The sequence below is a fragment of the Pseudomonas sp. PSB11 genome, from assembly GCF_014596605.1.
Taxonomy (GTDB): domain Bacteria; phylum Pseudomonadota; class Gammaproteobacteria; order Pseudomonadales; family Pseudomonadaceae; genus Aquipseudomonas; species Aquipseudomonas umsongensis.
The window spans coordinates 149,676-164,363 of sequence record NZ_NOIO01000009.1 but is presented as its reverse complement, the minus strand read 5'-3'; the positions used below and the strand labels follow the sequence as shown (position 1 = coordinate 164,363).

At 61.8% G+C, this 14,688-nt stretch carries 14 protein-coding genes; 7 read left to right on the top strand and 7 right to left on the bottom strand.

Annotated features, from left to right (window positions below; genetic code table 11):
• Positions 1–99: 99 nt before the first annotated feature.
• Positions 100–579 (bottom strand): Lrp/AsnC family transcriptional regulator, encoded by a 480-nt coding sequence (locus CGA21_RS13755; protein WP_007894448.1) that lies wholly within the window; start codon positions 577–579, stop codon positions 100–102.
• 435 nt (positions 580–1,014) lie between these two features.
• On the opposite strand from CGA21_RS13755, the gene CGA21_RS13750 reads away from it, so the two are divergent.
• The gene (locus tag CGA21_RS13750; RefSeq protein WP_188264359.1) at positions 1,015–2,004 is read left to right on the top strand and encodes a DUF6515 family protein; all 990 of its coding nucleotides are present in this window, start codon (positions 1,015–1,017) and stop codon (positions 2,002–2,004) included.
• Here CGA21_RS13750 and CGA21_RS13745 read toward each other — a convergent pair.
• Positions 1,986–2,891 carry a cation diffusion facilitator family transporter gene (locus CGA21_RS13745; RefSeq protein WP_110750940.1) on the bottom strand — a complete coding sequence of 302 codons (906 nt, stop codon included), beginning with the start codon at positions 2,889–2,891 and terminating at the stop codon, positions 1,986–1,988. The genes CGA21_RS13750 and CGA21_RS13745 overlap by 19 nt on opposite strands.
• 29 nt (positions 2,892–2,920) lie before the next feature.
• Positions 2,921–3,340: a hypothetical protein gene (locus CGA21_RS13740; RefSeq protein WP_020798725.1), complete on the bottom strand. Its 420-nt coding sequence runs from the start codon at positions 3,338–3,340 to the stop codon at positions 2,921–2,923.
• A gap of 109 nt (positions 3,341–3,449) precedes the next feature.
• Between CGA21_RS13740 and hrpB the strand changes: the two genes are divergently transcribed.
• On the top strand, positions 3,450–5,969 hold the full coding sequence (hrpB, locus tag CGA21_RS13735) for an ATP-dependent helicase HrpB (protein WP_188264358.1): 2,520 nt from the start codon (positions 3,450–3,452) through the stop codon (positions 5,967–5,969).
• Positions 5,970–5,978: 9 nt separating this feature from the next.
• Here the strand turns inward: hrpB and CGA21_RS13730 are convergent, their stop codons facing one another.
• Entirely contained in the window at positions 5,979–7,058 is a 1,080-nt protein-coding gene (locus CGA21_RS13730) for an endonuclease/exonuclease/phosphatase family protein (RefSeq protein WP_188264357.1), read from the bottom strand.
• 66 nt (positions 7,059–7,124) lie between these two features.
• Positions 7,125–7,799 carry a YciC family protein gene (locus CGA21_RS13725; RefSeq protein WP_188264356.1) on the bottom strand — a complete coding sequence of 225 codons (675 nt, stop codon included), beginning with the start codon at positions 7,797–7,799 and terminating at the stop codon, positions 7,125–7,127.
• Positions 7,800–7,977: 178 nt separating this feature from the next.
• Here CGA21_RS13725 and CGA21_RS13720 point away from each other — a divergent pair, with 178 nt between their 5' ends.
• The 3 genes from CGA21_RS13720 to CGA21_RS13710 all read left to right on the top strand — a co-directional run bounded on the left by CGA21_RS13720 (position 7,978) and on the right by CGA21_RS13710 (position 9,975).
• The gene (locus CGA21_RS13720) at positions 7,978–8,733 is read left to right on the top strand and encodes a DUF2076 domain-containing protein (protein ID WP_188264355.1); all 756 of its coding nucleotides are present in this window, start codon (positions 7,978–7,980) and stop codon (positions 8,731–8,733) included.
• Between the two features lie 128 nt (positions 8,734–8,861).
• Positions 8,862–9,341 carry an NYN domain-containing protein gene (locus CGA21_RS13715; protein WP_007946629.1) on the top strand — a complete coding sequence of 160 codons (480 nt, stop codon included), beginning with the start codon at positions 8,862–8,864 and terminating at the stop codon, positions 9,339–9,341.
• Positions 9,342–9,363: 22 nt separating this feature from the next.
• Positions 9,364–9,975, top strand: coding sequence for a PolC-type DNA polymerase III (locus CGA21_RS13710; protein WP_020798720.1), 612 nt, complete (start codon positions 9,364–9,366; stop codon positions 9,973–9,975).
• Between the two features lie 125 nt (positions 9,976–10,100).
• On the opposite strand, the gene CGA21_RS13705 is transcribed toward CGA21_RS13710, so the two are convergent.
• Positions 10,101–10,559: an Lrp/AsnC family transcriptional regulator gene (locus CGA21_RS13705; RefSeq protein ID WP_020798718.1), complete on the bottom strand. Its 459-nt coding sequence runs from the start codon at positions 10,557–10,559 to the stop codon at positions 10,101–10,103.
• 165 nt (positions 10,560–10,724) lie between these two features.
• Between CGA21_RS13705 and yedA the strand changes: the two genes are divergently transcribed.
• A complete protein-coding gene (gene yedA / locus CGA21_RS13700; RefSeq protein WP_110750949.1) occupies positions 10,725–11,666 on the top strand; it encodes a drug/metabolite exporter YedA in 942 nt (313 codons plus the stop codon).
• Positions 11,667–11,731: 65 nt separating this feature from the next.
• Entirely contained in the window at positions 11,732–13,069 is a 1,338-nt protein-coding gene (locus CGA21_RS13695; RefSeq protein WP_110750951.1) for a DEAD/DEAH box helicase, read from the top strand.
• A 148-nt stretch (positions 13,070–13,217) separates the two neighbouring features.
• Here CGA21_RS13695 and CGA21_RS13690 read toward each other — a convergent pair whose 3' ends face one another.
• On the bottom strand, positions 13,218–14,459 hold the full coding sequence (locus tag CGA21_RS13690) for a TIGR03862 family flavoprotein (RefSeq protein ID WP_188264354.1): 1,242 nt from the start codon (positions 14,457–14,459) through the stop codon (positions 13,218–13,220).
• Between the last annotated feature and the right edge of the window lie 229 nt (positions 14,460–14,688).

Sequence of the window (14,688 nt, the reverse complement as noted above, 5' to 3'; positions counted from 1 at the left end):
TGCTCTCGTAGGAGCTGCCGAAGGCTGCGATCTTTTGATTTTGCTTTTAATAAACAAGATCAAAAGATCGCAGCCTTCGGCAGCTCCTACAGAAGCAGTTCAGCTGCGCAGATGAGTGAGCGGTAACTCAGTGCTGTTTAAAACCTGATTGAGCACAAAACTCGACCGCACACTGGTCACCCCTTCAATCCGCGTCAAATGCCCCAGCAGCAATTTCTGGTAATGGTCCATGTCCGGCACCACGACCTTGAGTTGATAATCGGCATCCATCCCGGTCACCAGGCTGCACTCCAGCACCTGTGGCAAGGTGCGAATGGCGGCCTCGAAGTTTTCGAATCGTTCCGGCGTGTGCCGATCCATGCCGATGAGCACATACGCCGTCAGGCTCAGCCCAAGCATCTTGCGGTCGAGCAGGGCGACCTGGCGGGTAATGTAGCCGTCGTCTTCCAGTTGCTTGACCCGCCGCGAGCAGGGGGAGGGCGACAGGCCAATGCGTTCGGCCAACTCCTGATTGGAGATGCGCGCATCGCGCTGCAATTCAGCCAAAATGCTCAGGTCATATCGGTCAAGTTTGCTCATCGAACGGTCCCTTGTCATAACTATTGCGACAGATTATCTATCCAGGGTTAAAAATTGCGCAAGTGATGTTTATTTGAGCAATATTCGCAATCCTCTGCCGGTGCTCCGGGCCTATTCTTATCACCAGAATCACTGCTCGGACAAACAGTCCAATGCGGCCCGCCGAATCAGGCCCGCCGCGGTCGCCACCCCCACAGGGGATGTGCTGGCCCCCGAGCTGCACACTGTCCAGAAGACGGCGTGAGGTGAGCCGACGTCAAAAGCGTCGAGCACGGACGAAGTTCTCAAGGGGAGGCCGACGGGTCTCCCCTTTTTCTTGCCCGTCATTTGGCACCCGCCCTCAATAAATAAGTTTCGCGACTGATAACCTGTTGCAGAACCGGCCTGTGCATTTCCAGTCTTACCTACAGGCCCTGACCCGTATAGAGGAAAAGCATGAGATCGCGCATCTGGCGTTTGGTCGGTGTTGGGCTGTTGTGTGTCAGTGTTACCGCGCAATCGCTGGCCGACCAGCCGCAAAACCGCGGCCCGGATGGCGGACAACAGGAGGACGGTGGCCATCCGGGCCATGATGGCAACAACCCGCCGCGTCCGCAGAATGGCCAGCAACCGATTCAGCACAACGGCCAGAGCCAAAATCAAGCCAACGACCAATGGCAGACCCGTCCAGCGCCGGACTACAACAGCCGTGTGCGTTCGCCGCCACCGCCGCCGCAACTGCCGGCCAATGACCTGCCCATCCAGCCTCGCCCGGACACCGTGCAACAGACCCAACAGCCTCGGCGTGGTTACTATCAGGATGAGCCGCGGCGCAACGATTCCAACGCGCACTGGCGTGGCTATACCGGCGCACCTTCCAACGACAGCAACCAGTGGCAGGGCCGTCCCAGTGGCCACGGCAACGGTTGGGGCCCCGGCCCGCAGTATCGTCCGGGGCATGTGATCGACCGCTTCCCGGACCGCGACTACCGTGTGCCTTATGGGGGCCGGGATTACTACTATTCCGGCGGCTACTGGTATCGCCCGCAGGGCCCGCGCTACGTGGTGGTGCAGCCGCCGCGCGGAATTCGCGTCCAGTACCTGCCCGATTATGCCCGTGAAGTCTGGATAGGGGGTTCATTGCTGTTCTTCGCGGCCGGCTCCTACTACGCCTATCAGGACAGTACCCAGGACTACAGGGTGGTCGAGCCGCCTGGTCAACCGTTGGCGATCGGCAATGGCTACGATGTAGAGGCTTATCCAGCGAACGGACAGTCACGGGAGCAGGTCAACCAGGATGGCTATGATTGCTATCGCTGGGCAGTCGAGCAGAGTGGTTTTGATCCGAGGGTCGATACCTATCAGCCGGACCCGGCGGTGGTACAAACCTACCGTCAGGCCCAGGGCGGGTGCTTGAGCAGTCGCGGTTATCGGGTGACGTTCTGAGCCCCGGCCTTGACGACTTCCTGCGGATCGGCGTGCACCAGCACTTCGGCCCGCGGGTAGACGGCATGAATCGCATCGGCAGCCTGATCGCTGATGCCATGGGCGACTGACAGGGTCAGTTCCCCCGGCAACTCAAGGTGCAGTTGCACAAACCACTGGTTGCCGGAAATCCGCGTGCGCAAATCATGGGCGCCCAGTACCCCCGGTACACCGCAGGCCAGCTCCAGCATGTGCTGGCTGACATCCGGCGGCAGCTCCTCATCCATCAATACCGCAAAGCTTTCCCGGGCGATCGTCACCGCGCTCCAGAAAATGTAGGCGGCAATGCCCAGGCCGAACCAGGGGTCGACCTGGTGCCAGCCAAACCCGGCGAGCACCAGCGCCACCAGGATGCTGCCATTGAGCAGCAGGTCCGAACGGTAATGCAGGGAGTCGGCGCGCACCGCGTTGGAGCCGGTGGCCTTGACCACGCGATGCTGCACCATCAGCAGCGCCAGGGTCAGGCCCAGCGAGAACAGGATCACTCCGATGCTGATCCAGGGTGCGCCCACCGGTTCTGGATGCTTGAGCCGGTCCCATGCCTGCAGCGCGATTAACACCGCACTGCCGCCGATGAACAGCGCCTGGGCCATGCCGGCCAGTGACTCGGCCTTGCCATGCCCGTAGCGATGGTCGTCGTCGGCCGGGCGCAAGGCGTAGTGCACGGCCAGCAGGTTGAGCAGCGAAGTCACGCCGTCAAGCGCCGAGTCGGTCAGCCCGGCGAGCATGCTCACCGAGCCGCTCAGCCACCAGGCGATGGCTTTGGCGACGATCAGCGTGCAAGCCACCGCCACTGAGGCACGGGTCGCCAATCGCAGCAGGCGGGCGTGTTCGACGCTTGAGATCATGGGTGCGGATTTTCCTTATCGTGCCCCGATTAAGCGGCGGGTTGCAGGCCGAACATGGCCAGTTGCTGGGCGCTACCCTTGTGCTGGATCAGGCGTGGATCGTCCAGCGGCAAGCTGCGGCCCGTTTCACGCTCCAGGATAGTCTGCAACTTGAGGTTATCGACCTTGCCGTCGGCACCGATGGCTTCCTTGAGTTTTTCCGGCGCCACCTGTGCGGTTTCGCCCGGTGCGTAGTAAATCGCGCCGGTGGCGAAATCCACGGCGAACGCGATCAGGCCGGGGATGATATAGAACAGCAGGCCCACGGCATCGAGCACGGCAATGGCCGGGTCGATCTTGCCGTCGATCTGGCCACGGCGATCAGGGTAGAAAATCGAACCGCATGCGGTGATCTGGGTTAGCAGGGTCGCGATCAATACACCGCCAATCAGGCGAAAGGGAACACGCATGTGAAATCTCCTGGGTAATTTCAAAACGAAGCGTAGTCGGTAGAAATTAAGACCCTGACGAACGCCCCGCAGTTCGCCGTTATACTCGCCGCTCTGTTTGGGAGCCAGCATGATTTCTTTGCCGATTGATGAAGTTTTACCCGCTCTGCGTGAAGCTCTCGCTGCACGCCACGAAGCGGTGCTCGAAGCACCGCCCGGTGCCGGTAAGACCACCCGTGTGCCCTTGGCCTTGCTGGATGAGCCGTGGCTGGCCGGGCAGACCATCCTGATGCTCGAGCCGCGCCGCCTGGCCGCGCGGGCGGCCGCGGAGCGCCTGGCCAGTGAGCTGGGCGAGAAGGTCGGCGAAACGGTGGGTTATCGCATCCGGCTCGACAGCAAGGTCGGCCCCAACACCCGAATCGAAGTGGTTACCGAGGGTATCCTCACCCGGCGTTTGCAGGATGACCCCGCGCTTGAGGGCGTGGGCCTGTTGATCTTCGACGAGTTTCACGAGCGCAGTCTCGACGCCGACCTGGCGCTGGCCTTGAGCCTCAATGGCCGGGAACTGTTCCGTGACGATCAGCCGCTGAAAATCCTCTTGATGTCGGCCACCCTGGAAGGCGAACGGCTGGCCGGATTGCTCGACGATGCGCCGATCCTGCGCAGCGAAGGGCGCATGTACCCGGTGGCGATGCGCTGGGGCCGGCCATTCCAGGCAGGCGAGTTCATCGAGCCACGGCTGGTGCAGACCATCCTCGAAGCCTTGAACGACGAAACCGGCAGTGTGCTGGTGTTCCTGCCGGGGCAGGCCGAGATCCGTCGCGTGCATCAACAACTGGCCGATGCGCTGGGCGATAACACGCAAATCCTGCTCTGCCCATTGCACGGTGAGCTCGACCTCGCCGCGCAACGGGCGGCGATTGATCCGGCGCCGCCGGGTCAACGCAAAGTGGTGCTGGCCACCAACATCGCCGAGACCAGCCTGACCATCAACGGCGTGCGGGTGGTGATCGACGCCGGGTTGGCGCGGGTACCGCGATTCGATCCTGGCAGCGGCATGACCCGCCTCGACACCCAGCGTATTTCCAAGGCCAGTGCTACCCAGCGCGCGGGCCGGGCAGGGCGACTGGAACCGGGTGTGTGCTATCGCTTGTGGTCGCAGGATCAGCACGAACAATTGGCGGCTTACGGCAGTGCGGAAATTCTTTCGGCGGATCTCGCCGGGTTGGCGCTGCAGCTGGGGCGTTGGGGCGTGACACCGGGCCAGTTGGTTTGGCTTGATGTACCTCCGGCAGCCGCTTATGCACAAGCTCAGGACTTGCTGGTTCGTCTGGGCGCGCTGGAGGGCGAAGCACTGACACGCCATGGTCAGGCCATGGCCGAGCTGCCAGCGCATCCTCGTATCGCGCACCTGTTGTTACGTGGACAGGCGCTCGGCTTGGCGGACATGGCTTGCGATGTCGCGGCCTTGCTCGGCGAGCGCGATATCCTGCGTGGCGCCGGCGCCGATCTGCACAGTCGACTGGCGCTGTTGTCCGGCGAAGCGCGCGGCGCTCGTGGCGCCCAGGGCGGCGTACAACGGGCCCGGCAGCTGGCGCGGCAATACCGCGGCTATTTGCGCGCCAAGGCGTCGGAGCCGGTCAGTGATCCCGATCATCCACGCTGGCTCGGTGCACTGCTGGCCTTGGCTTATCCCGACCGCGTTGCGCAACAACGCCGTGCCGGCGGCGCCGAGTATCGCCTGGCCAACGGTCGCGCCGCGCTGTTCGCCGAAGCCGACAGTCTGATGAAACAGCCGTGGCTGGTGATCGCCGATCTCGGCAGCCGACAGGGCCAGCGTGAAGAGCGGATTTATCTGGCGGCGGATTTCGATCCGGCGTTATTCGACTCGGTGCTGGCCGAACAGGTGCGATGCGTCGATCAACTGGATTGGGATGAGCGCGAAGGCGTGCTGCGGGCCGAGCGCCAACGCAAGGTGGGCGAGCTCATCCTCAGCCGCGAACCGCTGACCGGTCTCGATGAAACCGCCCGCAGCCAGGCGTTGGTCAGCCTGGTGCGGCGCAAAGGCCTGGAGCTGCTGCCGTGGACCCCGGAGTTGCGCCAATGGCAGGCACGGGTGGCGTTGTTGCGCCAGCTGGACCTGGGCGGCAAGGGCGAAAGCGATTGGCCGGATGTCAGCGATGCGGCGCTGCTGAACACCCTTGAGCATTGGCTGATGCCGTATCTGGGCAAAGTCTCGCGACTCAGTCATTTCGCCAATCTTGACCTGCCCGGCATCGTTCATAACCTGTTGCCATGGCCTCTGCCGCTACGCTTGGACGAGTTGGCGCCGCACCACCTGAGCGTGCCATCGGGTTCATCGATTCGCCTGGATTACAGCGAACAGCCGCCGATTCTGGCCGTGCGCTTGCAGGAGCTGTTCGGCCTGGCCGAAACCCCACGCATCGCCGGTGGCCGGCAGGTGGTCAAGTTGCATTTGCTGTCCCCGGCGCGCCGGCCCGTGCAGGTGACCCAGGACTTGGCGAACTTCTGGCGCAGCACTTACGCCGATGTGAAAAAAGATCTCAAGGGACGCTACCCGAAACATTACTGGCCGGACGACCCGCTGGTGGCCGAAGCCACGGCACGGATCAAGCCGCGCAAGCAATGACGCCGCGATCTACGGCGCGGCGGGCAGCAGGAACCGTGCAATCACCGGCAGGTGATCGGAGATGCGCAGGGTATCGTCTTGCCGCACCGTCGCTTCGACCCGTTTGATTCTCGGGCTGTAGAACAGATAGTCGACGGTCCGGTCCGGGCCGTTCAGACCGGCATCGTTCGGGTAATGGGTCAGCCAGCGCGCGCGGTCGATGCCGCTGGATTCGTTGTTGGTGGGAATCATCGGGTACTTGTCCCACAGCAGATGCAGGGCGCTGTCGGCGGAGTAGGGGGTGCGCTGTTCGCTGGGCAGGCGCTGGTATTGCCCCAGTGGCAGCAGGTTGAAGTCGCCACCGATCAGCCAGGGCGTGCCGCGGCTTTCGAACTTGTCGAGAACCTTGGCCACGGCCGCGACCTGTGCCTGCAGCGTCTCGTCAGGTTGGGTCGCTCGCTCCAGATGGGTATTGAGGACGGCGAGCTGGCCGCCGTCGCTCAATGGCAGGTACGTCACCAGCAAGGCGTTTTTCGGCTGGAACTGGCGACTGATCGGGTTGGCCGATGCGATGGGCAATTGCAGGCGTTCGGCGTGCTCGATCCGATAGCGACTCAGGGTCGCCAGTTGCCGGCCGACGCTGCCGAAAATGTGCGGGTTGGGCACGAAGTCAGCCTTCCAGTCGAAGGCGTGGGCGCTGCACGGATACAGGTCGGCGAGCCGCTCCTGCAGCAATTTGAGCTGGTTCTGGTAGTCGCTGGCCTTGGCGCCGTCATCGAGTTCCTGTAGCAGCACGACGTCCGGCTGCTCGTCGCGGATCACTCGCGCCACTTCGTCGAGGCTGAAGGCCATGTCTTCCGGTGTGGGGGAATCGTCGGTGCCAGCGGCCAGGTCATTCCAGAAAACATAGCGCTTGCCCGCCAGGTACTGGACGTTCCACGTCATGACCTTCAGTGCCTGGCCGGGTGCCAGCCCTGGCGCTTGAGTACTGCACGCGACCGGCGCTATTTCCCTGGCTTCGGGGCGCCAGGTCAGGCTGTACGTCATCACGCAGACTACGCCGATGACGATTAACAATCCCAGCAAGGTGTAGCGCAGTAGTCGGGTCATGGCTCGGCTTATCGCGTTACGGAAGTTGCCTGCGAGCATACCCGACTGACGAGCGGTCGCCCACGGTCAACGTGGTCCATCGATTTTTTCCGGTACTTCGCTGATCAGCATGAACAGGCGGAACAGCACCACGCTGGTAAACAGTTGCAAGAAACTGTGGGCACTGTCGATCAGCAGCGAGATCGCCGGGTTTTGCGGCTCAGGGTACGCCGCCAACGTTGCACCCTTGAGCAGCCACAACGGCCCCATCACACAAAGGATGCACACCAGGATGCGCATGAAGTGGCCACGGGTCAGGCGCAGGCTTTCCTTCATGGCCTGCAATGGCGCCAAGCCACGCAGCACCAGCAGGTACTCGCCGAAAGCCAGGGTCACCATCAGCCAGATGCCCGGCAGGAAGTACAGCGACAAGCCCAGCAGGATCAGCAAGGTGTTCAGGGCGGTCAGCAAGGCGAAGCGCGGCCAAAGATAGGCGGACCTCGACAGCAGCTCGCGGTTACTGGGCGATTCGCCTCGGCTGCGGGCATCGAGGAACAGGATCAGGGCGGCGGTGTACAACGGATAGACCAGCAAGCCGACGATCACACTGATACCGGGGAAACTGTCCGGCTCGGTGGAATGGTCGACCACTTGTTGCAACAGGGCCTCGATGATTATCAGTGGCAGACACAGCTGCACGATCTGGCCCAGATTGCGTTTGAAGAAATACAAGGAGTCACGCAGTACATCGAACGGATTCATCGGTTGGTATCGCTGGTTGAAAGCAGTGGCCCACTTTAACCGATGATGCGCGGGAGGGCGCAAACGTAAACGTTCGGTAAAGCTCATTGAAACAACTTGTTTCAGCCTCCATTAAGGTCGAGCGCCTTATCCTTTATGGGTAAAGGCAACGATTTTCCCGGCAATCTACGAGGTCGCCATGAACAGCGAAGAACAAACCCTGATCGATGGACTGTTTTCCCGGCTGCAACAGGCCGAGACGGACTCAGCCCCGCGCGACGCCCAAGCCGAGGCGCGGATCAAGGAACACCTGGCGCGCCAACCGGCGGCGGGTTATTTCATGACCCAAGCGATTCTGGTGCAGGAGGCGGCGATCAAGAGCCTCGACGGGCAGAACCAGCAGCTGAATGCGCAAATCCAGAAATTGCAGGCCGAACTGCAGCAAGCCAAGGCGCAAACGCCGGCCCCGGCGTCGAGCGGCGGCTTTTTGTCGAGCATTTTTGGTGGTAGTTCGCAGCCTGCGCCCGCGCAAAGTGCGCCGGTATCTGGCGGTGGCGGCTGGCGCGAGCCGGCGCGGCCTTCGTTCAACACGCCGCCGCAACAGAGCTTCGGTGCTTCTCCACAGCAGGGCTATGCACCCCAGCAACAGGCCCCCGCGGCGGGTGGCGGCTTTCTCGGTGGGGCGCTGAAAACCGCGGCCGGTGTGGCGGGTGGCGTGATGCTGGCACAAGGCATCAGCAGTCTGTTCCACCACAACCAGGCACCCCAGGAAATCGTCGAAGTCATCAAGGAACAACCGGCCCAGGTCAACGACCAGGGCAACAATGGCTGGGGCGATGACCAGCGCATGGCCGGCAACGATACCTATGCCAACAATCAGGGCGGTTTTGCCGACGCTGACTACAGCGACGACAGCTCATCGTTCTTTGGCGGCGACGACGACTCCTTCGTCTGATGCACCATTCGTCCGGGGCGCTGCGGCGCTTCGGGCCGATTATTCGCGAAACTCTGCTTTTGGCTGGCATACTGGGCGACTTTTCGGGCCTGGTGCCTGACCCTGCCTGCGCTTTATCGAGGTGTCCGGTGAAAAAAATCGCAGTGTTCGCCGATGTCCAGAACCTCTACTACACCGTACGCCAGGCTTATGGCTGCCACTTCAACTATGCCGCGTTGTGGGCTGATATCAGCAAGCAAGGCGAGATTGTCGAGGCCTACGCCTACGCGATCGATCGTGGCGACAGCAAACAGCAGCAGTTCCAGCAGATCCTGCGCAACCTCGGTTTCACCGTGAAGCTCAAGCCCTATATCCAGCGCAGCGACGGCTCGGCGAAGGGCGACTGGGACGTGGGCATCACCCTCGACATCATGGACGCGGCCGACCATGTCGATGAAGTGGTGCTGGCTTCTGGCGACGGTGATTTCGACATGCTGCTGGAACGCATCATCAGCAAGCACGGCGTTCAAGCGGTGGCCTACGGCGTACCTGGCCTGACGGCCAACTCACTGATCCGCGCCGCCAGCCGCTACGTGCCGATCGAAGGCGCGTTGCTGCTCAAGAATTGATTTTTACGGAGTTCAAACAGGTTTGGAACGCATAGCAGTCATCGACTTTGAAACCACCGGGATCTCTCCGAGCAGCAGTTGCCGGGCCACGGAAATTGCCGTGGTGATCCTTGAACAAGGGCGCATCGTCGAGCGTTACCAGAGCCTGATGAACGCCGGCGTGCGCGTCCCGGGCTTCATCGAACAACTGACCGGAATCAGCAACGCCATGCTGCGCACCGCGCCTTCGGCCGAGCAGGTGATGAACGAGGTCAACGAGTTCGTCGGCACCACGCCCTTGCTGGCCCACAACGCCGCATTCGACCAGAAGTTCTGGGACTTCGAACTGGGGCGGATCAAACGCACGCGGCTGCAGAACTTTGCCTGCTCACTGTTGCTCGCCCGGCGCCTGATGCCTGCGGCTCCGAACCACAAGCTCGGCACCCTCACCACCTTCGCCAACCTGCCCCACACCGGCAAGGCTCACCGGGCCATGGCCGATGCGGAAATGGCGGCCAACCTGACGGTACACCTGGCCGAAGAGCTGCGGCACAGGCATGGCTTGAGCGAGCTGTCCCATGATCTGTTGTGCAAATTGCAGAAAGTGCCGGCGGCGAAGGTCAATGAACACCTGAAGCGGCATCGTGGGTTCTGACCGCGACAGGATTCCCCTGTGGGAGCGAGCCTGCTCGCGAAAGCGGAGTGTCAGTCGACATCAATGTTGAATGATCAATTGCTTTCGCGAGCAGGCTCGCTCCCACAGGGGATCACCTACAACAATTAAATGCCCTTGCCATTCCCTTCCAACTGCCCCAACGGCACCCGTTTCTCGATGGCACTCGACAACACGATCGACGTCTTGCTGAAACCAAACGTGGCAATCCGGTTGATCAGCTCTTCCAGCTCCGGCATCGAGCCCACCGCCGCTTGCATGATCACGCATGGGTCACCAGTCACGCGGTGGCATTCGGTCAATTGCGGGATCTTGATCAGGTCGTCGTAGGCTTTCTGGTTGCCGTGCTGGTTCAACCGCAGTTCAATCACACACTGGATCGGCAAGCCGAGCTTGGCCATGTCGACTTTCGCCTGGTAACCGGTAATCACGCCGCTGGCTTCGAGTTTCGCCACGCGTTCGGCCACGGCCGGGGCGGAGAGGTTGACCTTGCGCGCCAGGTCGGCGTAAGACGCGCGTCCGTTTTCCAGCAGGGCGCTGAGCAGCATGCGGTCGTACTTATCCATCGAGGCAGCTCCTGAAAATGTCGGACTTTCGAAAGCACGGTTTATAGCGCTGAACTCCGTGTTTTGAAAAGTGTACCGGCGGTTTAAACAGGTTTTGTAACTTATTTTCCAGCGTTAGCCTTTCTAGAATAGCCGTTCACCTGTTCTGCCTGTGAGCTGCCCATCATGTCCGGCCTACGTCGCTTCCCCTTACCGTTGATTGCTGCCTTTTTCGCGCTGTACGTGATTTGGGGCTCGACCTACCTGGTGATCCGCATCGGTGTGGAGTACTGGCCGCCCTTGCTGCTCGCCGGCATTCGCTTCGTGATCGCTGGAAGCCTGATGTACGCCTTCCTGCGCTGGCGCGGCGCGCCAGCGCCGACCTGGGCACAATGGAAAGCCGCGGGGATCATCGGCGTATTGCTGCTGGCGTGCGGCAACGGCGCGGTCAGCGTGGCCGAACACACAGGCGTGGCTTCCGGCGTGGCCGCGTTGGCGGTGGCGACGGTGCCGCTGTTTACCTTGCTCTGTGGCTACTTCTGGGGGGCGCGCAATACCCGTCTTGAATGGGCGGGTGTTGCACTCGGGATGATTGGCATCGTCATGCTTAATCTCGGTTCCAACCTGCAATCGAGTCCTTTGGGTGCGGCATTGCTGATCTTCGCCGCGGCAACCTGGGCATTCGGCTCAGTGTGGAGCAAACACTTGCCATTGCCTCAAGGCGCAATGGCCAGTGCCGTGGAAATGCTGGTCGGCGGCGTGGTATTGCTGATCGGCAGTGCGGTGAGCGGCGAGCACCTGGAGCAGGTCCCGCCCATCGAGGGTTGGGCGGCGCTGGCGTATTTGACCGTGTTCGGCTCGATCATTGCCTTCAACGCCTACATGTATCTGCTCAAGCATGTGCGTCCGGCGGCGGCCACCAGTTATGCCTACGTCAACCCGGCGGTGGCCGTGTTGCTGGGGATTGTGTTTGTCGGAGAAACCATTGGCATCGAAGAAGCATTGGCCATGCTGGTGATCATCAGTGCCGTGGTGCTGATTGGCCTGCCGCAGTGGCGTCGCACACCGGAACGGCCAGTGGTGAAGTTGGAGCCGACGGCGGTACCGACAGAATCCCGTGTGAATTAGGGTAAACTGCGCGCCATTGCAAACATGTTTCGCGTAATCGCGCTGATTTTTCCTACGGTACTCCCATGACTTTCGCCACCCTTGGCCTGATCGAACCCTTGCTGCGCTCCCTTGAGACGCTCGGCTACCAGACCCCGACGCCGGTTCAGGCGCAAGCCATTCCGGCGGTGCTGGCCGGTCGCGACCTGATGGCCGCCGCCCAGACCGGCACCGGCAAGACCGCTGGTTTCGCGCTGCCACTGCTGCAGTTGCTGGCCATGGAAGGTCCGAAAGTCACCGCCAACTCGGTGCGTGCGCTGATTCTGGTGCCGACCCGAGAGCTCGCCGAGCAGGTTCACGAAGCGGTTCGCCAATATGCCGAGAACCTGCCGTTGCGCACCTACGCGGTGTACGGTGGCGTCAGTATCAACCCGCAAATGATGAAGCTGCGCAGCGGCGTCGACCTGTTGGTGGCGACCCCGGGCCGTTTGCTCGACCTGTTCCGCCAGAACGCACTGAAGTTCAATCAGCTGCAAACCCTGGTGCTGGACGAGGCCGACCGCATGCTCGACCTGGGTTTCTCCGAAGAACTGGCGAATATCTATCGAGCACTGCCTAAGAAGCGCCAGACGCTGCTGTTCTCCGCCACGTTCTCCGACGACATTCGCCTGCTCGCCGGGCAAATGCTCAATGACCCGCTGAGTATCGAAGTCAGCCCGCGCAACGTTGCCGCCAATACGGTCAAGCAATGGATCGTGACGGTGGACAAGAAGCGCAAGCCGGAGTTGTTTGTGCACTTGATGCGCAAGGGCAAGTGGAAGCAGGTGCTGGTGTTCGCCAAGACCCGCAACGGCGTGGACGCGCTGGTGGAAAAACTCCAGGGCCTGGGCATCAACGCCGATGGCATCCACGGCGACAAGCCGCAGGCGACCCGTCAGCGCGCGCTGGACCGCTTCAAGCTCAGTGAAGTGCAGATACTGGTCGCCACCGATGTCGCGGCCCGCGGCCTGGATATCGAAGACCTGCCGTTGGTGGTCAACTTCGATTTGCCGATCGTGGCCGAGGATTACATCCACCGTATCGGTCGCACCGGGCGTGCCGGCTCCACGGGCGAGGCGATTTCACTGGTATGCGCCGATGAAGTAAATCTGCTGTCGGCCATCGAGATGTTGACCCGCCAGACGCTCAAGCGTCAGAACGAACCGGACTTCGAGCCAGAGCATCGCGTGCCGGACACCGACGCCAGTGGTCAGGTAATCAAGAAGCCGAAGAAACCGAAGAAGCCAAAAACGTCGGGTGGTGGCGGCAAGCGCAATCTCGGCAAGTGGGTCGATAGCGGGGAGGCTGCGCCAACGGAGCCTTCGATCAAGCCTGTGCGCAAGGTGCCGGTGTTCAACACTGGGCCGCGTAAGCGTAAGCCTTGATTAGCGGCGGCGTCTGTTAGGCCGCCTTCGTCGGAACGCCGCCCGGAGCAAGCTCGCTCCCACATTGATCTTCTGTGAACACTGTATTTGTGTACGACACAGACCCATTGTGGGAGCGAGCCTGCTCGCGAAGGGCGCGCCTTGGTCTTCAGCCCTTGCGCTGCAACCACTCCACCATCCCCAACCCCGCCGCACGCCCACTGGCGAAACACGCGGTCAGCAGATAGCCACCCGTCGGCGCTTCCCAGTCGAGCATTTCCCCCGCGCAGAAAACGCCAGGCATTTGCTTGAGCATCAACCGCTCATCCAGAGCTTCGAACAACACGCCCCCCGCGCTGCTGATCGCTTCGTCCAGCGGTCGAGGTTTCACCAGGGTCATGGGCAACGCCTTGATCGCTTTGGCCAGCAATGCCATGTCGGTAAAGGTTTGGGCAGATGTCAGCTCCCGCAACAACGCCGCTTTCACCCCATCGATGCCCAGCTGACTGTGCAAATGTTTAGCCATCGAGCGTGAGCCGCGCGGCTTGCTCAGTGCAGCCTGGATTTTATCCACAGGTCGGCCTGGCAGAAGGTCCAGGTGAATGGTTGCCGAGCCGTGCTGGTTGATCGCTTCACGGATCGCTGCCGACAGGGCGTAGATCAGGCTCCCTTCAATCCCGGTCGCAGTGATCACACATTCACCCAGCCTAGGTGCGTCATCATTGAGGCCGATCGCAATGTTTTTCAGCGGCGCACCGGCGAATTTGCTGACCATCAAATCACTCCAGGCCTGCACCTCGAAGCCGCAATTACTTGGCTGCAGCGGCGCGAGTCCTACAGCCTTTTGCTCCAGTGGCAGCATCCACGCACCGTCCGAACCCAGGCGCGACCAACTGCCGCCACCCAGGGCGAGCAGGGTGGCATCGGCTTGGACAGTTTTTTCGCCATCGGGGCTGTCGATGCGCAAACCGCCGCGATCATCCCAGCCGAGCCAGCGGTGACGGGTGTGGATAACTACGCCGCTATCGCGCAGGCGTTTGAGCCAGGCACGCAACAGCGGCGCGGCTTTCATGTCGGTTGGAAAGACCCGGCCGGAACTGCCGACGAAGGTGTCGATGCCCAGGTCATGAATCCACTGGCACAACGCATCGGCCCCAAACGCGCGCAGCAATGGCGCAATCTGGGGCGCGCGTTCGGCGTAGCGCGAGAGAAACGCCGGGTAGGCTTCTGAGTGGGTGATGTTCATGCCGCCGACGCCGGCCAACAGGAACTTTCGCCCCACTGAAGGCATGCCGTCGTACAGGTCGACCTTGACCCCGGCCTGGCTCAACACTTCGGCCGCCATCAAGCCGGCGGGGCCGCCACCGATGATGGCGACATGGGAAGGGGAGGCGGTCGGGGATTGGGTCATGGGGTGCACTGCGGTTTTGGCCGATAAGCCGGGCATTCTAACAGCCCAGTCCCCGGTGGGAGCGAGCCTGCTCGCGAATGCGTTATGTCAGACGCATCATGGTTGGATGTGCTGCCGCCTTCGCGAGCAGGCTCGCTCCCACAAAGGTTTCGTTGGCGTGATTGAGACTGGTTAAAAAACAACCACCGCTCCGCAGCCCACACCCCGCAAGGCCTGCAGTCCCTTTCAC